Here is a 24914-nt window from a genome sequence, read left to right on the forward strand (position 1 = left end):
AACATCACTGAAATATCAAAAGAGGTCGGAGTGACTTTCGGGAGTGTGCGAAGAAAGCTTGAGCGTGTGCAAAAACAAAAGACAAAAGAAGCTAAACAGAAGAATATCAAAAATGATATAATAATATATGGATTAGCAATAGGTTAATTCCTAAGGATATTTTTATTGATTGGAGAAGATGATATGTGCAAAACTTGTGAACTACACAAAGGAGACGTTTGGATATGCACATGCGAAGGTGAATGTACTTGTCGTATCGAGCTTCACGCACATACAGACGTTAGTAATATACGATTATTAGATAGTATCAACTCTGTTAAGGAGCTGATACAGACAGCGTGGGATATTGGTCTTAAAGGTTTAGCTATCACTGACCACGAAGCCCTTTCAGCACACGTAAAAGCCATTCAGACGGTTCGTGAGCTAAAGGAAAAGGGTAAGATAGGGAAAGACTTTAAATTGATTCTAGGCAATGAGATATACCTTGTAAATAGCTTAGAAGAAGTTAGAGATAATTATCAATCAGGTGTAACTAAATTCCCTCACTATCTCCTTTTAGCTAAGAACAAAGAAGGTCATGAAGCTCTCCGTATTTTATCCTCAAAAGCATGGGAGAACTCATTTTACACAGGTACTATGGAGCGAGTACCAACAGTCAAAAAAGACCTTGAAGCGATTGTAAAGCAGTTCCCTAATACACTGATTGCTACAACTGCTTGCTTAGGCTCTGAAAGCTCTTACTATATCCTAGAAGCTGATAAGGCTCGTTTAGAAGGGGATGTACAAAAGAAACAATATAATATAAAAAAATTAATGTATTTTATTGAGTGGAACATTGAGCTACATGGTAAAGATAACTTTTATCTTGAACTACAACCAAGTGCTGATTATGAGCAATCAACAGTAAACAAAGTGCTTATCAAGTTAGCACGAAAATATGGTTTAAAGCTAATTATCACCAATGACGCTCACTATCTACGACCTGAGGACATGCCTATTCATGGAGCATACCTAAACTCAAAACAAGATGAACGTGAGACTGATTCATTCTATGCTCATACTTACTTGCACAAGGCTAGTGAGATTTATGCGAAAATGAGCTATTTAGATAAAGGTGTTGTCAAAGAAGCTTTGAAAAATACAATGGCTATAGGAAAAATGATTTGTGACTACACAATTGAGGGTGACACTATCATTCCTGTAGCTAAGTTACCTGAGTTTGAGGTGGCTCACCTATTTAAAGGTGGCTATAAGAAATATGGCTACATTGAAAAAATGGCACACTCTGATAATGAACAAGATAGATACTTGCTTCATTTAATCGAGAAGGGCTTCAAAGAGAAAATTCCTTATCGTGAAATGTCAAAAGAAGCATTTCATGAAGTAATGGCTCGAATAAACATAGAGCTAGAAGAACTTTGGGAAATGTCGATTATCCTAAATCAATCAATGGCTAGTTATTATGTTACAGTCGCTAAAATCATTGAGCTAATTTGGGGTGATGATTGCGGTGAAGCTTCACGAGAAGAAGGTTCAATTGTGGGTGCAGGGCGAGGTTCTGCTGTAGCTTTTTTAATCAACTATTTAACTGATGTTACTCAAGTAAACCCAATGCTTTATGGTATTGAAGTTCCCCATTGGCGACACTTACACAAGTCTAAGCCTGATATTTCCGCGTTGGATATTGATATTGATGTAACTTCAACTAAAAAAGGCTTCCTCTTTGACCGAATGAGAGATTTCTTTGGTAAGAAACAAGTTATCCAAGTATGTACTTTCGGTACTGAGAAAGCAAAATCTGCGGTTCAAACAGCCTGTCGTGGTTTAAGTATTGATAGAGATGTAGGTTTATATATTGCTTCACTTATTCCTGTAGAACGTGGCGATATGTGGCCACTGAAAGATTGTCTTTATGGAAATGAAGAAAAAGGTAGGAAACCTATCAAACAACTTATTGATGAAATCGACATGTATCCAAGACTACGTGAAACAGCTTTAAAGATTGAGGGATTAATCAACAAGCGCTCAATCCATGCAGGCGGTGTACTTGTTCTTAATGAAGAATACACCAAGATGAATGCAATGATGAAAGCACCGAATGGAACACCTATCACACAGTTTAACTTAAATGATAGTCAGGCATGTGGAGCTATCAAGTTCGATATTCTTACAATTGAGGGTAACGATAAGATTCAAGAGTGTATGGAACTTCTATTAAAATATGGTGAGATTGAGTGGCAAGGGACACTTCGAAAAACATTCCATAAATACTTCCATCCTGAAATCATTGACAAGAGTAACCCTGAGTTATTTAAGATGATTGGTGAAGATAAGATTGTTGACTTATTCCAGTTTTCAACACAATTAGGCCAGGCTGTTATCAAGAAAGCTCAACCTAGAAGCCTTATTGAGCTTGTATCATTGAACTCTATCATGCGACTTATGTCAGAGGGTGAAGAACAACCAATTGATACATTCATTCGATACAAGAATGATATTAACCTTTGGTATGAAGAAATGCGCCAACATGGTTTAACTAAAAAAGAAGTCGCTATTTTTGAGAAGTACCTAAAAGCTTTAAACGGTGTAGCTGATACACAAGAAGCTGTAATGCTTATGGCTATGGATGAAAACATAGCAGGATTCACCGTTAAAGAAGCTAACTACCTTCGTAAAGGTATAGCCAAGAAAAAGGCAGATGTACAGGAAGAAGTAAAACAAAAGCTATTCTTATGGGGGAGAGAACGAGGAACCCGTGATGAAGTAATAGATTATTTATGGTTACAGATTTCACGAATGTTAGGTTACGCTTTCTCGATTCCTCACACTTTAGCGTATACTCTTATAGCTATGGTTGAAGCGAATCTATCATACAATTACAATCCCCTGTATTGGCAAACAGCATGCCTAACGGTTAACTCGGGCTCTTTGGAGGTAGAAGAAGACGCGAAACAGAAGTCAACCAACTATGGCAAAGTAGCAGAAGCCATAGGAAAGATGAAAGGTCGTGGTATTAATATATCACAACCACTCATCAATCGAGCTGAGTTCGGCTTTGTACCTGATATTGCAAATGACCGTATTATCTTCTCGATTAAAGGTATTGTAGGAATTGGAGATGAAGTAGCTCATACAATTCTTGCTAATCGCCCTTTCGCTTCGTTTGAAGACTTCTATGAGCGTATGTATGTTGAGAAGCGAATACAGAAAAAGCACGTTATCCAGCTCATTAAAGCAGGTGCATTTAACGAGTTTGGTCAACCAAGATATATTATGAGAGATTTCTTATTAAAAGAAATCGGCATAAAAGAGAGCCTGAATATGCAGAACATGAAGTCTATCATTGATTTAGGATTGTTAGATAATCCTGATTTGCATATCTATAAAGAGCTATTCAACTTTAAAGAGTATATCTCAAAGAGTGTTGTTCGAGTGGAAAAAGCATCAAACAAATGCAGTAAGACAGGGTTTTCTAAAGATAAGATTCTAGGGCTAGATGAAATTGCAAAGCAATTTTATGAGAAAACGTTTGACGGTAGTTCTGTTCGTGGATATAATTATGTTACTCTTGAAATATCGGAGAAACAATTCACTAAAGAGTATAATGAAAAGATAAAGCCTTTCAAAGAGCTAATAACTACGAAAGAGTTCATCAAACTTTATAATGAAGCCATGTTTAAGAGAGAGTGGTACAAAACAGCTAAAGGCTCAGTATCTAAATGGGAAATGGATTCTATCTCATATTATGAGAATGATCATGAGTTAATCAATGTGAACATGGAGAAATACAACATTGTTAACTTCTTTGAACTTGATGAAAAACCTGTAGTAGTAGGATATTCGCATTTCAAAGATAACAACATTCATAAGCAGAAGGTCTTTACTATTGTTGGTACTGTACTTGACAGAAACAAAACAAGACATACAATTACTGTATTAACACCTCATGGTGTAGTTACTGTGAAAACATATGCAGGAGCTTTTGCTCACTATGATAAACAGATTTCACGCAAAAAAGGCGAGAAAAAAGAAGTGATTGAGAAGTCGTGGTTCACTCGCGGTAATCTAGTGTTGCTCAATGGTTTCCGCAGAGAAGAACAATTTGTATTGAAAACTTACAAAGTCAAAGGTGAAGAAGTTCAACACACTGTAAACCTAATACTAGGTGTTGAGAAAAATGGTGACTTAATTCTTCAAGATGAAAGAGCAAGAGCTTACTAGGCTCATATTCTTACTACAGGAAGGAAGGAAGTTATATTCTATAAATGAAATTCAAGACATATGTCTATGTTTCAAATGTGACAAAGTAAGATTTCGTAGAATTTAGCGACAAGTTTAATGAAAAACACTAAGGTATCAAAAGTAATGTTATCAACTCTAGTGACAGGAGGGTTAGTTTTTATTTCATTAGTTTTTAATGTAACAGGCTATGAAGTAGAAGCACCGAATATAACAAAAGGAGAAACACAAATTGAGCTACCTTCAAGTGCTTTAGTTCCAACGTTTAAATCACCTGAACAGTCAGCAAAAGAAATCAAAGCTGAGGGCGAAAAACTCCAATATGAACGAGAAGAAAGAGTACGAATCGAGCATGAAAAAGCAAGATTAGCAGAAGAAGCTCGTTTAGCAAAGATTGAAGCAGAACGCAAAGCCAAAGAAGAAGCAGAGCGTAAAGCACGTGAGGAAGCTGAATGCAAGCGTCAAGCAATGCTACAGCGACGAAGAGAAATAGCGAGGCAAAAGCAAATAGCATACCAAAAGCAACAAACAAATGCGCAACCTCAAAAACAAGCGCTAGCAACAAATGGTGTAGCGTTCAATGGTAGCTACTACACACCATATTGTAACGGTTGCTCAGGTGTTACAGCAACAGGCTATGATGTTCGTAGTTCGATTTATGTTGATGGTATGCGAGTGATTGCTGTAGATCCCCGTGTTATCCCTTTGTACTCTATTGTTGAGGTTTCAACACCTAACGAGAAATTTAGGGCAATTGCTTTGGACACTGGTGGAGCAATCAAAGGTCACAAGGTTGATATTCTTGTAGCTGACAAACAAACAGCTTATAACTTAGGTAGACATACTGTTTACGTTAAAGTGATAAGAAACGGCAAATAGTTTCTTCAAAACTTTAAAAAGTAATATAATAATATAAAACTGGGTATGGAGTTATGGTTGCGGTTTTCCTCTATACCCATTTTTGTTTAAGGAGAAACACTATGGTGAATAAAGAGAAACTTATTTAATAAATAATTGATGAACTGACTAGCGTGGATTATAAGGGCTATCCATTGGGTGTAAATGGATTCACTGACGAAGTACGAACCAGGCTTGAAACAACTAAAATAAATAATGTTGAAGTACAGTATTTCCGAGATTCACAATATGCTGACGGTGAACCATCTGTAATCGTTCCCTCAATTCAAAGGGGGTTCGCCATGATGAAACTGAGCTTAGCTACTACTGAACTATAAAAATATTAGGGAGAAGCATTTACTTTATAAAAGTAACATGATAATATGTTTATAACTTATAGTGGTTAATGTAAACTCATTTGTACAGATGAGAATTCTCGTTCAATCAATATAAAAGGAATATAATGATATATAAGTGAAGTGAGAGATATGGTAGATGAAACAATTGAAGAAAACGAAATGCAACAATGGGAATCACTTAATCCAATAAGTTCAATGCAAGAAATTTTAGGTTTAATGCAAACTTTAGAACAAAACTTTTTCTTAGCCAAAAAAATGGAGGAAGGCTTAAATAATCGACAAGCGATTTATTACATGCACTTGAACTTGACCTAGATAGAAAAGAAATTAATGCTGTTTACAGGGCGAAACGCGAAATACGATTTAAGCGCAGAGATATAAAAGACATACTGATTAATTTAGTAGAAGCTCAAAACTTTATCAAAGCAAATTACAAATTTATTAATGAGTGTAATGAAGCCATAAAAAAAATGCAACGCACATCTCAGAAGGTTTCTAATCGCAAGTACTCTTATGCAATTGTGAAGCATTAGCAAAGGTCATTGATTTGGAAAATCACCCTGATATTATTCCTTTTATCCCACAAGAAGAAAGACAAAGTACAGAATTAATGTCACAAGTTGAAAAGTTCAGTCAAAGATGGGGTAAACAAAAGTGATAGACATTATTTTTGGGAGGAGGTGAAACCTATGAAACGTAATAGATTCAGAGTTTCACGCTTAATAAAAAGGATGAAAAATAATGTGATGACATAAGCTGAAGGTGATGCATCTACCTCAATATGTTATGAATAAATTACACAATGGAGAACAAGAGATTGTTATTCCAATTTGTAGGCAACTGCATGATAAATGTCTAGTTGATTATCTAAAAGAGTATCATAACAAGTTTAACTATTGGTAACTGGGAATAAAGGGAAAGATAATGACAGAAATAATTGAACAAAAGAAGTATAAGGGTAAACTCAAGGAAGAATACGCATTGAAGATATGTACGAAGGTGTAGCACTTGCGCTTTATGTAGCAGGTTATCAATTGTTCTTCATGGGAGCTGTTGACATGAGTTATGTCGATAATTGAAATGTTCCAATCAGGTGCTACTAAAGTATTGGAAATATAAGGAGTTTGAGGCTTTGTTAAAATTTGTTGCAACTCATATAGCATGGGCTATCTTAATAACCATAACAGCAATATCAGTAATATTGGGAGAGTACAAATAGGGTTGGTTAGGAGCATAAGAAATGACTAGAACAACAGCTAGACAAAAAGTACTTGAAGCACTACAAAACACACCAAGCGGTTTAACAAACAATGAATTGATTAAAATATCACCTAGTTTTAGAGCAAGGTTATCAGAGCTTTATGAGGAAGGTCATATTATTGAAAAAACACCACTACAAAATGGGGTGAATCTGTACCGATACAAAGGCTTTGAGAAAAAAAAGCTAAAAGATGCTTATAGTTCTTTGGTTCATGTTCTTTACGAAAATGGTCACAAAGATGTTGTGGAAAAGCTATCTACAATTTTAGGAGAAGCTAATGTAGTCCTTCACAGAAAAACACTGAAATAAGTTATTAAATCAATAAGAATCACAGTTAAAGCTGTTGACATAGATAAGTAACTAATGGAGAGGGTTGTTTAAAATGGAATCAGTTGAAATGGTGACATTATAAAAGCAGAACATGTACATCTGCTAGAAAAAAATGTGCTTCTTAATTATTAACAAGCTTGTGGTATAGATAATTGGAGTGGCTATGGTGAAGCAATGAATGATGGAGGAGAAGAATAATGTTATTACTAAATAATTATGACTTTACTATCAATCGCTTTCCTAATGGAGAGTAGAATCTCCTTAATATCTAGGAAGCAATCGTATTTTCAAAGCATAAAAGGTACATCACTTCATATTAAAATATCGAAGTGAAAGATTAGTTAAGGTTAATCAAATATATATATAAGGTGCATAATGGTATGTTAAATTACGATCAAGAGCAAGTTATGATAAACTCAATCCTTGATAGAAGGAGCAAACACTTAGCACAATTAGAGCGTGATTCTGCTTCTTCCTCTCAAAAGAAAGTTTGGAAGAGGTTTTATGACAGGCTACTAGGTAAATACTCTGTTTCTTCCGAGGTGAAATATTATGGCTAAACTAACGGACGAAACATTGGATTGGTTAGGTGATATGTTTGTTGAGAATGAGATTCTTGATAGGCATGGTGTTACTTTCGAGACGTTTGTGAATTGGTGGAAGATAGGTTTGCTAGAAAAATATGATTTAGTATTTTAAAAAACTTATTAAAAGCAATATAATAATATCGAATGTTATTAATTTAATTTAGAGGCGGTGAGAAACATGACAAACTATAACACTCAAAGGTTCGCAATAGAAGTTGAAATTATCACTACTAAATTAGTGGAAACACTTAAAAGTAAGAATGCTGATTATGGCAACAATGTTGACAAAAACATTGACGAATGGGGATTATCTTCATTAGCTATTCGCTTAGATGATAAACTCAGTCGATTCAAAAATCTAATCAAAGAAAGTAAAACTCGCCAAGTGTCAGATGAAGCTATCGAAGATACTTTATTAGACCTAGCAGGGTACGCGATCTTAGGTTATCGCAAAATGCAAGAAATGAACCATAAAGTTGTAGATAAGATTGACAAAGAGGTTGCAACAGTAATCGAAAAAGCATTAAAAGAAGCTACAACTCAAGATAAACGAACATTAGGATCAACAACTTTTACGTTCAACTGTTAAAAGTTATATAATGATGTATTTAAAAGGGGGATGTTTTTAACGTGGTTATTCTTTATACACGCACAGTATGCCCAAAGTGTACTTTAATCAAAACACTTCTTGATTCAGCAGAGGTGGCATACGAACAAGTCAACTTAGACTTTGATGAAAAAGCAGAAGTGGAGCTAAAGGAAAAAGGATTCATGGGCCTACCTATCGCACTTGATGAAGGTCAATATTATGCTGACGTTCCTTCAATTCAGGCTTTCATTGCTCAAAAGGCATGATAGCCTACGCTAGTAGAACAGGTAACGTGAGAGATATTGTGGGAAGACTAGATAAGTCTATTCCTATAAGGGAGATTACAGCTAGTACTATTGTTCAAGACCCCTATTACTTACTAACTTATACAGATAAGCTAGGGGAAGCGCCTGAGGTAGTAAGACAATTCCTATCTTCACATGAAGAAAATAGGGAAAATCTTAGAGGTGTAATCGCAAGTGGTAACACAAATTTTGGAAAGCGGAATTTTTGTGGCTCTGCTATTGAGATCTCTCAGTGGTTAAGAGTTCCAATAATACGCATGATTGATCTGCGAGGTAATCAGGATGATATAGCAACTATTAGCAGTAGCTATAGAAAAATGATTGCAGGTGAACAAGTTTGAAAAATTATTTAATGTTAAACAACGAGGTTCTTAATACTTACAAAACATTGGGTATTATTGACCGAAAGAAGGACAGAGAAGCTACAAGTGACTTCTTCTTTGAAGAGATCAATCGTAAAACAATGTTCTTCCATACGCTTGAAGAAAAGATTAACTACATAAAGCGTGAGAATTATTATGAAAAGGAATTCTTAGACAAATATTCATTTAAGTTTGTCAAGAAAATCTTCAAACTAGCTTATGATTATAAGTTTAGATTCCCAACGTTTATGAGTGCTAGTAAGTTCTACAGCTCATATGCACTAAAAACTCGTGATGGAAACAATTTCTTAGAGCGGTATGAAGATAGAATGGCTATAGTTGCCTTATATCTAGCTCAAGGTAAGCGTAAAGACGCTGAGGATTGGATTCATTACTTAATGCGTAGTTACCAACCTGCAACACCAACTTTCATTAATGTTGGTAAGAAAGCTCGCGGTGAGTTTGTGTCATGTTTCAAGATTGCTATGGCAGACAACATGAACTCAATCGCTCACAATATCGGAAATGCTCTACAGCTGTCGAAGCTAGGTGGTGGGGTTGGTATTTCACTAACTGATTTACGTTGTGCAAAGGACCCAATCAAAGGCATTGAAAACCGAGCGTCAGGTGTTATACCTGTTGCTAAGTTGCTAGAGAACTCATTCTCATATGCAAATCAATTAGGTCAACGAGCAGGTTCAGGCGTTATTTGGCTCAATGTGTTTCATGGTGATATTGAGGACTTTATCTCAGCTAAGAAACCAAATGCAGATGAAAAGATTCGCCTTGCTACTTTAAGTACAGGTATCATTTTCCCTGATATTTTCTTCGAGTTAGCTCGTCAGGATAAGGATATTGTTCTATTCTCTCCTTATGATATTAAGAATGAGTATGGTAAAACTATGTCTGAAATCTCGATTACTGACATGTACTACGAGTTACTTGATAACCCTAACATTCGAAAACTGAAACGCATTAATGCACGTAAGTTATACACTGACATTAAGAAATCTCAAATTGAGAGTGGTTATCCATTCGAAATGTTTGATGATAATGTCAACAAAGCACACCCATTGAAAAAGATTGGGCGAGTGAAAATCACTAACCTATGTACAGAAATCATGCAATTAATGGAAACCTCTGAAATCAATGATTATGATGAAGTAGATATTATTGGTCTTGATGTAAGTTGTAACTTAGGCTCACTTGATATTCACAATGCAGTTAAAGAAGAAGACTTCGATAAGTTAGTTAACGCTTCAATGCGGATGCTTACACAAGTTTCTCTATTAACTAACATTAACAATGTGCCTGCGGTTGCTCGTGCTAACCAAGAAATGCACTCAGTAGGATTAGGTGTTATGAACCTCCATGGTCACTTTGTTTCTCAGGGTATCATGTATGGAAGCGAGGAAGCCAACGAGTTCATTGACGCTTTCTTCACTGCATTAAACTACTACTCTATTAAGGCTTCTGTAGAGATTGCAAAGGAACGTAAGAACAAATTCTATCGTTTCGAAGATTCTGAGTACGCAAGTGGTGAATACTTCGAGCATTACTACAGAAAAGAACTAGTAATTACTTCTGAAAAAGCTAAACAGGCGCTAGGCAATGTTCCAATCATCACTATAGCCATGTGGAAAAAATTAGCTCAAGAAGTTAAAAAGCATGGTATGTTCCATGCATACAGATTGGCAATTGCACCTACAGGTTCAATTAGTTACATTAGAAGCTCAAGTGCTTCAATGTCACCAATCACAGAGCGTGTAGAAGTGCGAGACTACGCTGATTCGAGAACAATTTACCCCATGCCTTACCTTGATAATAACAACAAACATCTTTATGTTGAAGCATACGATATGGATATGTTTAAGATGATTGATTCCTACGCAATCGCTCAGAAACACGTTGATCAAGCTATTTCAATGACATTGTACATCAAAGATAATTGGACAACAGAACAGTTAGCTAAAGTGTATATTTACGCATGGCTAAAAGGGATTAAATCAGTCTACTATGTGCGACAACGTATGCAAACAATTGAAGAATGTGAAAGTTGTTCAGTATAAAAGAAGGTGTTATAGATAAATGGAAGTATTATCAGAAAGAGCGTATATACAAAAAAGATTTGAAAAAGTCTTTGAAGCTGTCAATTGGAATAAACAATTAGGCTTACATGAGGTCTTTTGGAAACAACAGGTCAAGCAGTTTTGGTTGCCTGAGGAAGTAGCTGTATCTAAAGATCTTTTAGGTTGGAAGCAATTTGAGTTTCAAGTAACCTATATGCGAGTTTTAGCAGGGCTTACTTTACTAGATACAATTCAAACTAACGTAGGTATGAATGAGCTTTCACGCTTTGTTAAGAAACTACAGCAGAAAGCATTGTACTCTTTGTTTGGGGCGTTTGAAGCAATTCATGCTAAATCATACAGCTATATCTTTACAACACTTGCAACGAACTCTCAGATTGATGAAGTATTCGAATGGGTTAAGACCAATCCATATCTTCAATATAAAGCGAGTAAGATTGAAGCAATTTACTCAGCTATTAAAGAAGATGATGATGTTTCACTATGGAAAGCGCATTTTTCTTCTGTGATGTTAGAATCATTCCTGTTTTACTCAGGGTTCTTCTATCCACTTTACTTAGGGGGACATGGGATACTTAAAAATAGTGCTGAGGTTATCTCATTAATCGTCCGTGATGAATCAATTCATGGGGTTGCAGTAGGTTACGAAGCTCAGGAAATGTTTAAGACGTTTGATAAAGCAACTCAGGATGAATTAAAGATTTGGGGCTATGAGCTTTTAGCAGACCTTTATATCAATGAGTTAAAGTACACAGATGATGTGTACGCTGAAACAGGGGTAGGTGGTAAGGTTAAGGCTTATGTGCGCTACAACGCAAACAAAGCTCTAATGAACTTAGGCTTAGATACTATGTTCCCTGACGAAGAAGTAGACCCAATTGTTTTGAACGGTATTCGTACTGATTCAGTGACACATGATTTCTTCTCACAAAAGGGCAATAGTTATACAATGGCTAATGTTGCACCTATCACTGACGAAACATTCAACTTTAAAGGGTACAATATTTAATTGGCGCTATCAAAAATAATATAATGATATTAAATAGAAAAATATTATTGGCGTTCAATCAAAACGCTGATAACACTAATGCAGAGCTCGAAGCCAACAAAAAGCTTCAAGATAAAATAAAACAACTCATCAAAGGAGATACAGAATAATCTATGCAGAAGCAATTTGTAAAACCACAGGTTAAAGATATTGTCTTTGACCGTAAGCAAAAATTTGAAGGGCGAGTATCTTATATCAACTTCCAAAATAAAACAGCAAAAATTGAAGTCATTGTTGATACAAATAAAGAGCTTCAACAACGTACAACAGAGCTTGTTGAATCCAAGCTGTACGACTTAATCGTGTTGGAGAAACATCCTCGTAAAGAGTTTGACAAAAATCGCCATTTTACACTCGTAAAAGAGTTCCAAAGTGCTTTTAATCACCCTGTAGCTGAGAAGCCAACAGCAATTGGAGCAGAAAGAGGTTTAAAACGTACAATTTGGGTAGGTGAGGAATTAGTTGAGTTCCTACACGCTTGCTCAAAAGACAAAGAACAGTTCGCTAAACTTTATTATGCTTTCCTCGAAGGGCTAGGTGAAGCATACAAGAAGTCACTAGCAACTAATTTCATCCAAGATAATACTGAGCGTATTGTCGCAATGGCAGACGCTCTAATAGACTCAGACTACTTCCTTAAAGGCTCGTTTGTGGAATTAGGTGTACTACCACAACAACTATTCGAAATTGTCCATGCTTCTAACATGAGCAAGTTGTTTACTGACGAAAATGGTAAAAAGCACCCTAAATATCGCGAGGATGGGAAAGTTCTTAAATCACCTGAGTTCTTCCCACCTGAACAAAAATTGAAAGAAGAAGTTTTACGTCAAGCTCAAGCTTAATGTATTAGCAGGGGGGTACCCTGCAATTTCTCTAAGAGGTAAACGATATGCAAAATTTCTCTAATACAGAGTGGGAAGGCCTAACAGAAGAAGAGGTTTTTCTGTTAAATCGAAGACTAGTTATTACTACAGTTAGAAGAAAGTTTCCTAATAATCAATACTTTTGTAAAGCTCATATGCTTGATCTAGATGATTTAGTGCAACTTGGGAACATAGGGTTACTAAATGCAATCAGAACTTTTGAGCCTATTAGAAAGAGTTCATTTCGAACGTATGCAATCAACTGTATATCATGGTCTATTTCTACCAATGCAAAGAAAGAATCTCTACGCACAGTTAATACTCAATCATATGATTTAGCTAATGTTATGAGTGTAGATACACCACTTAATATGAATGGCAATGAGGAAGAAGCGGTAATTTTCCTCAACACCATAGAAGCAAATGAAAATACTAGCGAAACTGCAGAAGGTAACTTGTTTCAGCAGCAGGTTATTGAGTTCTTAAAAGCAGATAAAGATATAGATGATGAATTGTTATATATTCTTATTGCTAGAACAAAAGAGAAAACAATGAGGGAGATTGCCAAACATTTTGACAAGCACCCTAACGCAATCAGTCAACGATTAAAAACTCAGAAAGCTATTCGAGTTAAAAATCGCTTGAGGAAATTTTTGAAGAATAGAGATTATTAATGTACCAAACAGCAGATAAGCAATACAACACAATTATTCAACAAATTCTAGATAATGGTATTATGGATAGTCCTGAGCATGTGCGAACTGTCTATGAAGATGGAGAGAAAGCACCTACAAAAGCGATTATCAATGTACAGATGAAATTTGACAATAGTATAGATGCTATTGTGTTAACAACAAAACGAGTGCCATTGAAAGACCCAATCAAAGAACTATTTTGGATTTGGCAGAAAATGTCTAACAAAGTCTTTGACCTACAGCAAATGGGCTGTCACGTTTGGGATGAATGGGAGCTTAAAGATGGAACAGTCGGAAATGCTTACGGTTGGCAACTTCGCAACAAATACCAGCGAATTATAGCTGACAGAACATTCCTAGAGATGGTTCGAAATGGAGAGTTATCTGAGAAGCCTGATGAAGTTCTTTCGGATGAAGAATTTGAGAACGCTGTGGCTTACTGTGAGGAATACATAGAGTATGTTGACTTAAATCAAGTGGATTACTTATTGTACATACTTAAAAAGAACCCTCACTCACGTAGAATTAAGACTACTCTGTGGTGTGTAGAAGACTTACAAGAAATGGCTTTACAACCATGTGTGTATGAAACACATTGGCAACTGTTTGATGGAAAGTTGGCACTTACTGTAAATATCCGTTCTAATGATATGGCATTAGGTAACCCTTATAACATCTATCAATACTCAATTTTGCACCGATTAATCGCACAGGTGACAGGTCATGAAGTTGGTGAGTTGTGTATCAACATTGATAACGCACATATCTATGACAGACACTTAGAGACTATCGAGAAGCAGATTAAGGGAGAGTTGCATGAGCCTCCTACAATTTGGATTAACCCTGAAGTAAAAAGCTTCTATGACTTCACAGTGAATGATATTAAGGTTCAAGATTACAAACATAATGGTACATTCTCTTACGAAATTGCTATATAAAAGGAAAAAGTAATATGAATTTGGCGAGTTAAAAGGAGAGAAACAAACAATAACCAAAGAAACTGAACCAAAATTTGAAGTGATAGGTTTTGAAAGAATAGACTTCGATTTTGAGCAAAAAGTTCTTAATGGAGATAATGAGGTCATTTGAAAAAGACATCAAGCTTTATGTAGATGAAGCTGGTACTTAAATACACGTGAAGATTCTAAAGATGTTGAATTAGGTGGCCTAACATTAAGCGTTTCGTGTGTGTAAAGCTTTTTAAACCACCAAAGAAATATGCCAAAGACCTAGATATTCTAGGTTTTTTCTTTTTGGGAAAAAGTTTAAACATTTTTCATAGCTTTACTTGTGTGATACTTTGCAAAATTCTGTAAAATTAATAGGTGGGTAAATTTACTGTTATTTTTCTAAAAAAGCGTTATGATAGTAGGAATGATATGGTAATACAGCACCAAAGAAAGTAGGAAAAGACATGACTAAGTATGAAACATTATTGTTTGACGTGGATGACACGTTATTAGATTTTGATTTGGCTGAAAATGCAGCACTTGACCGTTTATTTAAACAGGAAAATATTGCAGCAACTCCAACGATGATTGCGCGTTATAAAGAGATTAATGAATTTATGTGGCGTGCTTTTGAACGTGGTGAGGTGTCTAAAAATACATTACATAACACTCGATTTTCGATTGCATTAAAGGAATTCGGCTTAGATGTAGATGGGGAGTACTTTGAAGCGGTCTTTCAAAAATATTTGAAGGAGGCACATCATTTTGTAGATGGTGCCTACGAAGTAATCGAACAGCTCGCCGATAACTATGATTTATATGTCGTTTCAAATGGTAAAACAATGACTCAAAATAAACGTCTAGAGGATTCAAATTTAGCACAATTTTTTAAAGACATTTTTATTTCAGAGCAAACAGGCTATCAAAAACCAATGCCAGCTTTTTTCGATTACGTTTTTGATCGTATCGAACTTATAAATAAGGACAAAACCTTGATTATTGGTGATTCCTTAACATCTGATGTAAAAGGCGGATTACAAGCAGGAATTGATACTTGCTGGTTTAATATACGTGATATTGAAAATACAAGCGATATTCAACCACATTTTGAAATTAAAAAACTTCATGATTTACACATATTATTAGATAATAAAGTAACAATTTGATAAGTACATGTCTGAACTACGCTTCAACTGTTCGTAAGTCTGAACAGTTGAGGTGTAGTTTTTTGATTGAACAAATCTTGAAAAGTATTATACTTTTGGGAGTTGAATCCAGTAGTAGTTCGTGCATTCAGCCAAAGACATTGATGCCAATAACAGTTATGTTGGTGTTTTACATTCTTTAGGAATTATAAACAGGAAAACGCCATCTACATTTGATTCAAATGCTATCTTTAAGGGTGCCCCAAACGACAAGACAAATTTATTACAGATAAAATGCTAGTGGTGACATTAGATGTTGCACGTAGGATTTAATAGTAGTCAGTAAAAGTCGAGGACATGATGTCTCTCGACTTTTTTTGTTGTTTTTTTCAGTGAATGAATTTGGCGCTATTAGCATGAATTTTTTTAGTATTACGTATTATACAAAAGAGGTACCACATATAATTTTTTTTATTGCTACCTAGATAAGTCATAGTACAGTGAACATGCTAGTTAGAAGCATAAGAACAAAATCTATCGGTTTATTTATCTCATATAAAAAGTGCAGTTGCGGGAGAGGAATAGTTCATAATCTACAAGCATGGGGAGTGACAATAGTGAAAGATTCAGAAACCCTATTAATGAAATTACATTACTTTGCTAGTATGCTTGAGTTTTTAATTGACAAGCATAATCAAGATCAAATGGTAGGTTATTATTCAGAGCTAGAGGAAGTGATTGATGATTATTCTTCCTTTATAACTAACAGTGAGAATGAAAATCAATGGCATAATTTAAAACAAACTTATGAAATCTCACTATTAATCGAGAAGTTAAGAAAAATGTCCGCTGATTGTGTGAAAATAATGGAAAAACATTGGGCTTTGAAATACTTACATGAAACCGAAGAGATGACGGATTATTTTCGCAATATAGAAGGCTGCATTGAAAAAGAACATAGTGGCTTTCCTATTACCAATAAATCGAAGGTGTTAGTAGTTGGGTCAGGTCCGTTTCCAATAACATTATTATCGATTGCTACACGTACAGGAGCAGATGTTTTGGGTATTGATATTGACGATGAAGCTATTCTGTTGGGGAGACAAGTGGCTACTAAACTTGGAAATCATACAATTCAGATTGAAAATAAATCAGTGGATGAACTCCAATCCATTCAACAGATTAGTCATATTATTTTTAGCTCAACAGTCAACTGTAAATATGACATATTAGAACAATTACATGATTTAACAAATAAGGACGTGATGATTGCGATGCGTTATGGGAATGGATTAAAGTCTCTTTTTAATTACCCAATGGAAACAGTGGATGCAACAAAATGGCGTATAGTCGAGAAAATTGCAGTCTCTCAAGGTGTATTTGATATCGCTTTATATCAAAAAGTATAAATACTAAATTATAAGGAGAATCATATGACATTTTTCAAAAAGGTTTTATTATTAGGGACAGGGCCAACATCTGTTCAACTAGCTGTGAATTTTAGAAATCATTTCAATAGCAAGGTGGGGATTGCTGGTCGAAAATCTTCACGTTCAAATATGTTCTTTGAAAAAACAATCAAACAACAACTTACACTTAAAGCACATATACAAAATAAACAGCATCAGTCTGCAGCTGGAGAATGTGTGATTGATTGTCTTTTTAAAGGGTATAATACAATATCAGGAGATTGGGATACCATTGTTCTCAGCGTGACTACAGATGCCTATATAGCTGTATTATCACAAATTGATATCCAAGTTTTGAAGCAAGCCAAGTGTATTATATTGATTTCTCCTACATTTTGCTCGAATCAATTAATTTCTAACTATTTAAAACAGATATCCTCCTGTGTTGAGGTGATTAGTTTTTCTACATATTATGGTGATACTAGATGGTTAAACGGTGTGCCATCGAATGAAGTGTTAACAACGGGGATAAAGAAAACGGTTTATATTGGATCGAATCAATCAAAATCGGAACATATGGATAAACTAAGCGAGTTATTTTGTCAGCTAGGAATTCATGTGAAAGTTTTAGCATCACCATTAGAAGCAGAAACAAGAAATATTTCTTTATACGTACATCCAGCACTGTGTATGAATGATTTTTCATTAAAGGCAATATTTGAAGAGCAAGGGACTATAAAGTATGTTTATAAGCTTTACCCTGAGGGACCTATTACGTACACAATGATTCGCCATTTGCTGAATCATTGGAAAGAAATGATGAAAATAGTAACGCATGTGAATATTCAACCTCTAAACCTTTTGAAATTTATGGTAGATGATAATTATTCATTACAACCGTTAAGTATAGCACGACAAGATATCGAAGATTTTGAAAAACTGGAGTCTATACATCAGGAGTATCTGTTGTATATACGTTATGCATCGTTATTGATTGATCCATTTTCTAAACCAGATCAAGAGGGAAGATACTTTGATTTTTCAGCTGTGCCTATAAAAAGGATATTTTTGAATCATGAAGGTATATGGGATATCCCAAGAATGCCAAAAGAGGATTACTATCGCCTTAAAATTATTCAAGGGGTAGCTAGAGCTTTAAAAATTAAATCTCCAACGATTGATCAATTTATATTTACGTATGAACAAAAGCTCCGGCAAGTAGTAGCATCATCATCTGAGAAAATGTCCTTTTCAGAAGCGTTTCAAATAAAAACTTTTTCAAAAGATATTAATATGATTTGTAAAGAATTAATATAAAAACCGGTGATGGTGGACATTTCGGTGGCAACCTAATGTTTAGGGGATGGTATACGAATGAAGGACATATGTTACGTTTCATTTTAGTGTCATTTTACAGGGGAATGTTTTGTTTTTGAATGGAGTAGGTGTTTACCAACCCACAGATATTTATTGAACAGTAGATTCTAAAGGTATAAAAATCATTAGAACGGGCAAAACCTTTTATGAGACCAGTTTCCATGAAAGGGGAAAAGACGATGAATACTGTTTTAACTGTAAATAAACGCGATAAAGGGCGTCATTCATCATTAACTCAACTTAGACAGAACGGTGCTATTCCGGGCGTTGTTTATGGCTACCAAATGGAATCCACAGCGGTATCACTGGATGCCAGACAATTTGCAAAAATGTTAGCTCAATTTGGCAATAAAAATGTCTTCCAATTAGATGTAGACGGTCAACGGGTCAACGCAGTATTAACAGAAGTACAACGCTGTGCGTTAAGGGGCAATGTAAAGCATGTAGATTTTAAGTCCATCAATATGTCCGAAGAACTAGAGGTTGATATTCCAGTAACGGTTACGGGTCATGCTATTGGAGTTGCAGATGGTGGATTCCTATTACAGCCTAATCGTGAAGTTCGTATAAAAGTAAATCCGTCAGAAATTCCTGAAACAATAGAGGTGGATGTGACTGATGTAGCAATCGGGACATCACTTTATGTAGGAGGTATTCGCGAAAAGTTCTCTTTTGAAATTTTACAGGAAGATGACTATACATTAGTGACGATTACACCTCCTGCCGCTGAAAATGTACAGGATGACGACATAGTGGATGGGACCCCTGAAGTAATCGAGGCTACTGGGAAAAATCCATCTGCATCAGAAGAATAGCAACAAAAAAAGGAGCCATCTTACACGTACGGTAAGTGGTTCCTTGCTGTTTATTGCATAAACTGCTGTAAAGATTTGTTCGATTATATATAGTTGAACTGTATATTGCAACCGAATAAAAAAAGACAATGCAAAAGTGCATTGTCTTGTAAGCCTATACTACAGCGCTTTTCACGCCAGTCCATCTCATAAATAATTTTTCATTATACGTTAAAGCAAACTGTACAATCGGTCCGAGTCCGAAAGCCATTAGCACAGTACCAACGCCGATAGGACCACCTAGTAAAAAGCCGATTAAAGCGACACTTACTTCCATAGTTGTTCGAGAGCGTGTGACACTCCAACCAAGCTTATGAACCATAAGAAGCATTAATGAATCACGAGGACCAATCCCTAAATTTGCCACCATATACATACCGCAACCCCAGCCAAGTAATAGTAAGCCACATACATATGAAAGAAGTTGCATCCAAAAACCATCTATATCAGGAATCAAATAGTTAAAAATATCAATAAAAATTCCTGCTAAAAACATATCTATAAACGTACCCGGCAGTGGAAATTTCTTTGTAATTACTATATCAAACGCTATTATGGCTAGTCCGATGAGAATGGACCAAGTACCAATAGTTAATCCCATTGTTTTAGCAAGTCCAATATGTAATACATCCCATGAACCAACACCGAAAATCTGACCTTTAATTGTCAATGTTATACCTAAGGATAAAAGCAAAATACCCGTTAAGAAGAACAGACACCGTGTGAAAAATGCTTGCTTCATCATTATAACCCTCATTCTAAAAATTCATGTTGTACAACAAATTATTATAACAATAGATTTTAAAATGAATCGAATATTGTCAATTCGTATTTTTCAAAAAAATATGATTAGGTAAGATAAATCAGGACAAAATAGTAGGGATAAGAAAGGATGAGATGACATGACCTCTGTGCGAGAAGAAATACTAGAAGTTTTAAACCGTGAAAAAATAGGAACGATGGCGACCGTCGAGAACGGCAAACCGTACTCACGCTATATGACATTCCAACATGAAGATTTTGTATTATACACAGTTACGAATAAACATTCTGAAAAAATGGAGGAGCTTCGCAAAAACCCATATACACATATATTATATGGATACGAAAATGGAGGCTTTGGTGACACGTACGTTGAAATTGAAGGGAAGCTAACAGAGATTCTAGAGGAAGGAATAAAAAATAAGTTAGCCGAACTTTTTACAAGCATTTTCGTTGGTAATCAAGATGAAATGATTACACTAAAAATCGAGCCGATTCGTATGCGCTTGATGAATAAAAAAGGCGATCCACCTAAAGAGCTTGAATTTACAAACGACCATTAAGCAGTGGTCGTTTTTTGATTGCCGCATGATCATTGATTCTGTACACATTACTTTTTTTGTTATTATTAGTTAAAAAAAAGGTGGGATGGGTGGCTGCCCCCCAGGAAAGCACTTAGGCGTAAGTGAAATCAACCACTCGTTTTGCCGAAGGGGACATTTAAAAGGATGCAATAATTCTCAAAAAATTTCCTCGATCATTTTGTTTCAACATAATGAACCGACCTAAAAGCATAGCTGCTTTCAGGCGGTTTTTTAAATGGGATATATACGTGCTTTTAACTGCTTATTTAAAATAGAAGCCTGCGTCAGTGCTTGTTCATCGTGACGTATCTCACCAGGCTTGTTTGCCTCTCCAATAATGTACGAGGAGAACGGCATCTTTAAGAAGTCAAAAATATACTGGAATTGCTGGATCATTGGTAGACCCTTTATATATGGGGCATCACCACCGACAGCAAGAACAATGGCCTCGGTAGTTTGTAGTTTTTCTTTTAGCTGTGGAAAACGCTCATCTCGAATAGCATGACTCAGTCGATCCACCATGTTCTTCATTATTCCTGACATGCTGTACCAATAGATCGGTGTGGCAAAAATAACAACATCACTTGTTAAAAACGCTTGTATAATTTGATCATAATCATCATCTACAAACTGAAAGCCGTTGTCATCGTGGCGCAAATCGTGAATAGGCTCGACCGTTAAATTTTTTAGATCTATTTTTTTATGATGTAAGCCCTCTAATACATAATTAGCTAGTTGTTCACTATTACTATCGGCTCTAGAGCTACCAATAAATGCGGTAATGTTCATGAAAATCCTCCTCTGTCCTTCAGGTTATAACTAGTGTAAACTTAACTTTATTATCGATAAAGCTGAATGTTTCGATGAAATGTATCGAAAAAAACGATTTAGGGGTGGGGAAGATGGATATTAAACAGCTGCAAACGTTTTTAACAGCTTCAGAAACGTTAAGTTTTACGCAAACAGCACAGCTATTAGACTATGCTCAATCGAGTATTACAGCACAAATTAAATCGCTTGAAGAAGAGCTTGGTGTAGTCCTTTTTGAGCGGCTTGGAAAACGCATTAGCCTTACAGAGGAGGGTGAGCGATTACAACAGTATGCCCAAAAAATGCTAGATTTAAATATGGAGATGAAAAAAGCTGTATTAAATGAACAAACACAAGCGGTATTAAAAATTGGTGCACAGGAAAGCCAATGTGTATACCGTCTGCCAAGTGTTTTACAACAATTTCAGAAATCCCATCCACAAGTCAAAATCATTTTTAAACCTGTGCATACAACCGAAATAGCCAAAGATTTATTACAGTCAGGCAATCTAGATATAGCATTTATTACGGATGCATATAAGGAAACACCTATGTTACATCGTGAGCGACTTATTCAAGAGCAATTAGTTTTTGTAAGTGCACCTACTGATAGCAACGAGGAGAGAGCAGTATTTTCTTTACAGCAACTTTCAAATGAAACGATGCTTCTGACAGAGAGCGGTTGCTCCTACCGTAATCAATTGGAATTACAGCTGCAGCAGGAAGGTTCGCTACCAATACAAATGATTGAATTTGCAAGTATTGAAGCCATTAAGCAATGTGTGATGGCAGGCTTAGGTATTACATTCTTACCTAAAATGGTGGTCGAGAAGGAGCTAAAAAACCAACGTTTACAAGAACTGATTACAGCAACGAAATTAGCAGACATTTTTACGGATATCGCTTGGCATAAGGATAAGCATATATCTCCGTATCTCGCTGATTTTATAGAGATTGCTATGAAAATGTATAAGAAGTTTTAAGGGCATATATTTTTTACCCGGACCTTTTTTCAAAATGGATTCTTTTTGTTTACTGACTAAGCAATCTTTTAAAGTACACAGCTGTATCAAAAAAATGCGAATGAATTTTTTAATTCATTTCGCACTTTTTAGTTCTTTTCACAATTGAAGAGTATTATTGTGATTTATAAAGGTCCTTACAGTTCGACCTATGATAAATTTATTGTTTCTTCAAAGTCCCAGAAAAGTTCGTTCCTTCATCATGCTCTTTGCGACAATCTACCTCGGTAATTTTAAGCGCATTATTAAGACGTTCAAATTCTAATACACATCGATTGCCGTTTGAAGATTTATTCATCACGGCCTTCGTGTTAGAAGTAATCGTCGCTGTACCATCGACACTCCCTGCAGCTGTCCCATCATTCGCAGTAATGAAAATAGTAAAATTTTTGCTTGTTGCGTTTGAAATGTAGGCATCACGGCGATTAAAATCAGTGGAGCCTGTACCCCATTTATAGTAATACGAATAGGTACCATTCCAAGCACTATTAGAAGGTGCTGTCAGCTGCATTGTTTTATCAAGCTGATTTTGGCCATTTTTCGCTCGTGTATTTAATGAAGTATTACTTACATTTTCGTGAATTTTTTGTGCGTCTTCTGAAATCTCATAAAAATTTCTTTCATCCATACGGTGGAGCATTGTAACGACTTGAGCTCGCGTCATATTGTTTGTCACGCCAAAAAACTTCTGCAAGTTACGGTTTTCATACTGTAAGTTTTGACCAGTGGAAATGTAATAATCGAGTAAAAACTGTATTGATTGATCTAATCCACTTTTACCATTTGCTAAATGTGTAATAGCCTGTGCCACAACACCGCGCTTCACATTAGCTCCTCTAATAGTGTTATCGAAATATCCGTTTAATGGAACACCATAGCTTGCAAGTCGATTGTAAAATTCATCAGACCAGTTTGCTAGAGGGGTTTGTTTTTTTAGCTCATCATAAGGTGATTCGAGCTCGTAAAAATTAGCAAGTAGTTTTGCAAATTGTTGCTCCGTGATTGTTGCATTGGGCTTAAATGTACCGTCTGCATAGCCATTAACGATATCATATTCCTCTGCCCACAGGATGGCTTCATACGCATAGTGATCTTCTGGTACATCTTTAAAACCAGCAGCTTGCACAGTGTATCCACTTGCCACAACCAGTATGGGAAGCAATAAAGCGAACACTATTTTTATCATTTGTCTCTGTCATCCTTTCTTTCGTACTATTAATAGTTTGAAGGATATGGATAAAAACTGCAAATTTTTCTAGTTTATTTTAAGTAGAAAGGATGAGATAGAGCAATCCTATAAGCGATTCATTTAGGAAAGAAGGAATAAACAGAGATGTTGAATAGTTTCAATAAATATCTCCAAAAATGGATGCCTATTTTAACGCCACTAAGTTTAGTGATGGGTGTATTGTTGGGGAATGTAGGGCATCAGCTTTTATTTTTAGTGCCATGGCTTTTTGCATTTATGACGTTTGCAGGTAGTTTAAATATGAGTTTTGAAGGGATAAAAAATCTTCGGAAATATTCAAAGGTTATAGTAATAGCCCTTGTATTTTTACATCTGATGATGCCGATGTGGGCCTATTTTGTATCAACCGTTATCTTTCATGATCATTTACTAACGATTGGCTTTGTCTTAGCAGTCGCTGTGCCAACTGGAGTAACGAGTTTTATTTGGGTAAGTATTTGTGGAGGACATCTTCCATTGTGTCTTGCAATTATTTTAATCGACACACTTATATCCCCCGTAGTTATTCCTGCTTTACTACATATTGTTGTGGGGCAAACAATCGAAATTGATACTGCAGGTCTAATGTTAGATTTACTTTGGATGATTGTTGTACCTTCACTTATAGGTGTAGCGTTGAACGAGTTGACTAAAGGCAATATTGCGGTGACACTAGGAAAGAAATTAGCCCCTTTTTCAAAACTAAGCTTATTTACCATTGTGATGATTAATAGTAGCGCAATCGCTCCGTATATTACACACTTTAGTTGGGGGCTTGTCGGTGTTATTTTAGTCGTATTTGTTCTAGCTATATCAGGGTATGCGCTCTGTTTAGTACTCGGTCATATTCTTTGGAAGGATATAAGTATTATTACAATGTTCGTTTTTACTGGAGGGATGCGCAATATTGCTGTAGGAGTAGTGATAGCGACGACATACTTTCCTACAAAAACGGTTATGCCAGTAGTGTTTGGCATGCTATTTCAGCAAGTTCTAGCCTCGTTCTTTAGCCGAATAGTTGAGCAGTATCAGTTGAAAGTTGCGAAAGGCTAAATATCTTAGCAATTCTTTTGTGGAAGGTAAATAAATTTTTTAAGACTTACGCTATCGATTGTTATTAAGACGCCACATTAATTGTTCCAAAAGAA

23 protein-coding genes are annotated in these 24914 nt (G+C 35.7%); 20 read left to right on the forward strand and 3 right to left on the reverse strand.

Translation table 11 applies throughout. The annotated features are described in order from the left end of the window. Positions 1-183 precede the first annotated feature (183 nt). From ACQKN4_RS03050 to ACQKN4_RS03130, 17 genes are all read left to right on the forward strand, one after another. Positions 184-4221: a PHP domain-containing protein gene (locus ACQKN4_RS03050; RefSeq protein WP_427482227.1), complete on the forward strand. Its 4038-nt coding sequence runs from the start codon at positions 184-186 to the stop codon at positions 4219-4221. A 117-nt stretch (positions 4222-4338) separates the two neighbouring features. Then, positions 4339-5118, forward strand: coding sequence for a 3D domain-containing protein (locus ACQKN4_RS03055; protein ID WP_427482229.1), 780 nt, complete (start codon positions 4339-4341; stop codon positions 5116-5118). 506 nt (positions 5119-5624) lie between these two features. Next, entirely contained in the window at positions 5625-5810 is a 186-nt protein-coding gene (locus tag ACQKN4_RS03060) for a hypothetical protein (protein WP_427482231.1), read from the forward strand. Positions 5811-6735: 925 nt separating this feature from the next. Further along, positions 6736-7065 (forward strand): hypothetical protein, encoded by a 330-nt coding sequence (locus tag ACQKN4_RS03065; RefSeq protein ID WP_079561235.1) that lies wholly within the window; start codon positions 6736-6738, stop codon positions 7063-7065. Between the two features lie 573 nt (positions 7066-7638). Beyond that, complete coding sequence (locus tag ACQKN4_RS03070; protein ID WP_170938950.1) at positions 7639-7785, forward strand: hypothetical protein; 147 nt, start codon at positions 7639-7641, stop codon at positions 7783-7785. Between the two features lie 66 nt (positions 7786-7851). After that, positions 7852-8262, forward strand: coding sequence for a nucleotide modification associated domain-containing protein (locus ACQKN4_RS03075; RefSeq protein WP_079561236.1), 411 nt, complete (start codon positions 7852-7854; stop codon positions 8260-8262). A 41-nt stretch (positions 8263-8303) separates the two neighbouring features. Next, the gene (locus tag ACQKN4_RS03080; protein ID WP_079561237.1) at positions 8304-8528 is read left to right on the forward strand and encodes a glutaredoxin family protein; all 225 of its coding nucleotides are present in this window, start codon (positions 8304-8306) and stop codon (positions 8526-8528) included. After that, positions 8525-8908 carry a ribonucleotide reductase stimulatory protein gene (locus tag ACQKN4_RS03085; protein WP_079561238.1) on the forward strand — a complete coding sequence of 128 codons (384 nt, stop codon included), beginning with the start codon at positions 8525-8527 and terminating at the stop codon, positions 8906-8908. Before ACQKN4_RS03080 ends, ACQKN4_RS03085 begins: the two co-directional genes overlap by 4 nt. Next, positions 8905-10998 carry a class 1b ribonucleoside-diphosphate reductase subunit alpha gene (nrdE, locus tag ACQKN4_RS03090; RefSeq protein WP_079561239.1) on the forward strand — a complete coding sequence of 698 codons (2094 nt, stop codon included), beginning with the start codon at positions 8905-8907 and terminating at the stop codon, positions 10996-10998. The genes ACQKN4_RS03085 and nrdE overlap by 4 nt, the downstream gene beginning before the upstream one ends. A 19-nt stretch (positions 10999-11017) precedes the next feature. Continuing rightward, positions 11018-12028, forward strand: a complete 1011-nt coding sequence (nrdF, locus tag ACQKN4_RS03095; RefSeq protein ID WP_079561240.1) for a class 1b ribonucleoside-diphosphate reductase subunit beta — start codon at positions 11018-11020, stop codon at positions 12026-12028. A gap of 152 nt (positions 12029-12180) precedes the next feature. Further along, entirely contained in the window at positions 12181-12909 is a 729-nt protein-coding gene (locus ACQKN4_RS03100; protein WP_079561241.1) for a hypothetical protein, read from the forward strand. Between the two features lie 47 nt (positions 12910-12956). Further along, entirely contained in the window at positions 12957-13604 is a 648-nt protein-coding gene (locus ACQKN4_RS03105) for a sigma-70 family RNA polymerase sigma factor (RefSeq protein ID WP_079561242.1), read from the forward strand. Then, positions 13604-14563, forward strand: a complete 960-nt coding sequence (thyA, locus tag ACQKN4_RS03110) for a thymidylate synthase (RefSeq protein WP_079561243.1) — start codon at positions 13604-13606, stop codon at positions 14561-14563. Before ACQKN4_RS03105 ends, thyA begins: the two co-directional genes overlap by 1 nt. Before the next feature lie 476 nt (positions 14564-15039). Beyond that, on the forward strand, positions 15040-15741 hold the full coding sequence (locus ACQKN4_RS03115; RefSeq protein ID WP_427482236.1) for a YjjG family noncanonical pyrimidine nucleotidase: 702 nt from the start codon (positions 15040-15042) through the stop codon (positions 15739-15741). A 596-nt stretch (positions 15742-16337) separates the two neighbouring features. Beyond that, positions 16338-17129: a nicotianamine synthase family protein gene (locus tag ACQKN4_RS03120; RefSeq protein ID WP_240518257.1), complete on the forward strand. Its 792-nt coding sequence runs from the start codon at positions 16338-16340 to the stop codon at positions 17127-17129. Between the two features lie 24 nt (positions 17130-17153). Beyond that, positions 17154-18446 carry an opine metallophore biosynthesis dehydrogenase gene (locus ACQKN4_RS03125; protein WP_079561245.1) on the forward strand — a complete coding sequence of 431 codons (1293 nt, stop codon included), beginning with the start codon at positions 17154-17156 and terminating at the stop codon, positions 18444-18446. Positions 18447-18685: 239 nt separating this feature from the next. After that, positions 18686-19321: a 50S ribosomal protein L25/general stress protein Ctc gene (locus ACQKN4_RS03130; RefSeq protein ID WP_079561246.1), complete on the forward strand. Its 636-nt coding sequence runs from the start codon at positions 18686-18688 to the stop codon at positions 19319-19321. 154 nt (positions 19322-19475) lie between these two features. On the opposite strand, the gene ACQKN4_RS03135 is transcribed toward ACQKN4_RS03130, so the two are convergent. Beyond that, entirely contained in the window at positions 19476-20102 is a 627-nt protein-coding gene (locus tag ACQKN4_RS03135; protein ID WP_079561367.1) for a YczE/YyaS/YitT family protein, read from the reverse strand. A 160-nt stretch (positions 20103-20262) separates the two neighbouring features. Here ACQKN4_RS03135 and ACQKN4_RS03140 point away from each other — a divergent pair, with 160 nt between their 5' ends. Next, complete coding sequence (locus tag ACQKN4_RS03140) at positions 20263-20685, forward strand: pyridoxamine 5'-phosphate oxidase family protein (protein ID WP_079561247.1); 423 nt, start codon at positions 20263-20265, stop codon at positions 20683-20685. A 252-nt stretch (positions 20686-20937) separates the two neighbouring features. Here ACQKN4_RS03140 and ACQKN4_RS03145 read toward each other — a convergent pair whose 3' ends face one another. Next, complete coding sequence (locus ACQKN4_RS03145; protein WP_079561248.1) at positions 20938-21495, reverse strand: flavodoxin family protein; 558 nt, start codon at positions 21493-21495, stop codon at positions 20938-20940. A 113-nt stretch (positions 21496-21608) separates the two neighbouring features. Here ACQKN4_RS03145 and ACQKN4_RS03150 point away from each other — a divergent pair, with 113 nt between their 5' ends. Beyond that, positions 21609-22499: a LysR family transcriptional regulator gene (locus ACQKN4_RS03150; RefSeq protein ID WP_079561249.1), complete on the forward strand. Its 891-nt coding sequence runs from the start codon at positions 21609-21611 to the stop codon at positions 22497-22499. A gap of 199 nt (positions 22500-22698) precedes the next feature. Here ACQKN4_RS03150 and ACQKN4_RS03155 read toward each other — a convergent pair whose 3' ends face one another. Beyond that, complete coding sequence (locus tag ACQKN4_RS03155; protein WP_427482242.1) at positions 22699-23724, reverse strand: S-layer homology domain-containing protein; 1026 nt, start codon at positions 23722-23724, stop codon at positions 22699-22701. A gap of 147 nt (positions 23725-23871) precedes the next feature. On the opposite strand from ACQKN4_RS03155, the gene ACQKN4_RS03160 reads away from it, so the two are divergent. After that, the gene (locus ACQKN4_RS03160; protein ID WP_079561251.1) at positions 23872-24819 is read left to right on the forward strand and encodes a bile acid:sodium symporter family protein; all 948 of its coding nucleotides are present in this window, start codon (positions 23872-23874) and stop codon (positions 24817-24819) included. Positions 24820-24914: the final 95 nt, after the last annotated feature.

It is taken from the genome of Lysinibacillus sp. NPDC093692 (assembly GCF_050280125.1).
GTDB lineage: Bacteria > Bacillota > Bacilli > Bacillales_A > Planococcaceae > Lysinibacillus.

Bases quoted from the DNA above. Each gene is read 5' to 3' on its own strand.
- ACQKN4_RS03105 (WP_079561242.1), top strand. From the start codon at position 12,957: ATGCAAAATTTCTCTAATACAGAGTGGGAAGGCCTAACAGAAGAAGAG.
- thyA (WP_079561243.1), top strand. From the start codon at position 13,604: ATGTACCAAACAGCAGATAAGCAATACAACACAATTATTCAACAAATT.
- ACQKN4_RS03125 (WP_079561245.1), top strand. From the start codon at position 17,154: ATGACATTTTTCAAAAAGGTTTTATTATTAGGGACAGGGCCAACATCT.
- ACQKN4_RS03150 (WP_079561249.1), top strand. From the start codon at position 21,609: ATGGATATTAAACAGCTGCAAACGTTTTTAACAGCTTCAGAAACGTTA.
- ACQKN4_RS03155 (WP_427482242.1), bottom strand. From the start codon at position 23,724: ATGATAAAAATAGTGTTCGCTTTATTGCTTCCCATACTGGTTGTGGCA.
- ACQKN4_RS03130 (WP_079561246.1), top strand. From the start codon at position 18,686: ATGAATACTGTTTTAACTGTAAATAAACGCGATAAAGGGCGTCATTCA.
- ACQKN4_RS03070 (WP_170938950.1), top strand. From the start codon at position 7,639: ATGGCTAAACTAACGGACGAAACATTGGATTGGTTAGGTGATATGTTT.
- ACQKN4_RS03135 (WP_079561367.1), bottom strand. From the start codon at position 20,102: ATGAAGCAAGCATTTTTCACACGGTGTCTGTTCTTCTTAACGGGTATT.
- ACQKN4_RS03145 (WP_079561248.1), bottom strand. From the start codon at position 21,495: ATGAACATTACCGCATTTATTGGTAGCTCTAGAGCCGATAGTAATAGT.
- ACQKN4_RS03160 (WP_079561251.1), top strand. From the start codon at position 23,872: ATGTTGAATAGTTTCAATAAATATCTCCAAAAATGGATGCCTATTTTA.
- ACQKN4_RS03140 (WP_079561247.1), top strand. From the start codon at position 20,263: ATGACCTCTGTGCGAGAAGAAATACTAGAAGTTTTAAACCGTGAAAAA.
- ACQKN4_RS03075 (WP_079561236.1), top strand. From the start codon at position 7,852: ATGACAAACTATAACACTCAAAGGTTCGCAATAGAAGTTGAAATTATC.
- ACQKN4_RS03085 (WP_079561238.1), top strand. From the start codon at position 8,525: ATGATAGCCTACGCTAGTAGAACAGGTAACGTGAGAGATATTGTGGGA.
- nrdF (WP_079561240.1), top strand. From the start codon at position 11,018: ATGGAAGTATTATCAGAAAGAGCGTATATACAAAAAAGATTTGAAAAA.
- ACQKN4_RS03115 (WP_427482236.1), top strand. From the start codon at position 15,040: ATGACTAAGTATGAAACATTATTGTTTGACGTGGATGACACGTTATTA.
- ACQKN4_RS03060 (WP_427482231.1), top strand. From the start codon at position 5,625: ATGGTAGATGAAACAATTGAAGAAAACGAAATGCAACAATGGGAATCA.
- ACQKN4_RS03065 (WP_079561235.1), top strand. From the start codon at position 6,736: ATGACTAGAACAACAGCTAGACAAAAAGTACTTGAAGCACTACAAAAC.
- ACQKN4_RS03055 (WP_427482229.1), top strand. From the start codon at position 4,339: ATGAAAAACACTAAGGTATCAAAAGTAATGTTATCAACTCTAGTGACA.
- ACQKN4_RS03100 (WP_079561241.1), top strand. From the start codon at position 12,181: ATGCAGAAGCAATTTGTAAAACCACAGGTTAAAGATATTGTCTTTGAC.
- ACQKN4_RS03050 (WP_427482227.1), top strand. From the start codon at position 184: ATGTGCAAAACTTGTGAACTACACAAAGGAGACGTTTGGATATGCACA.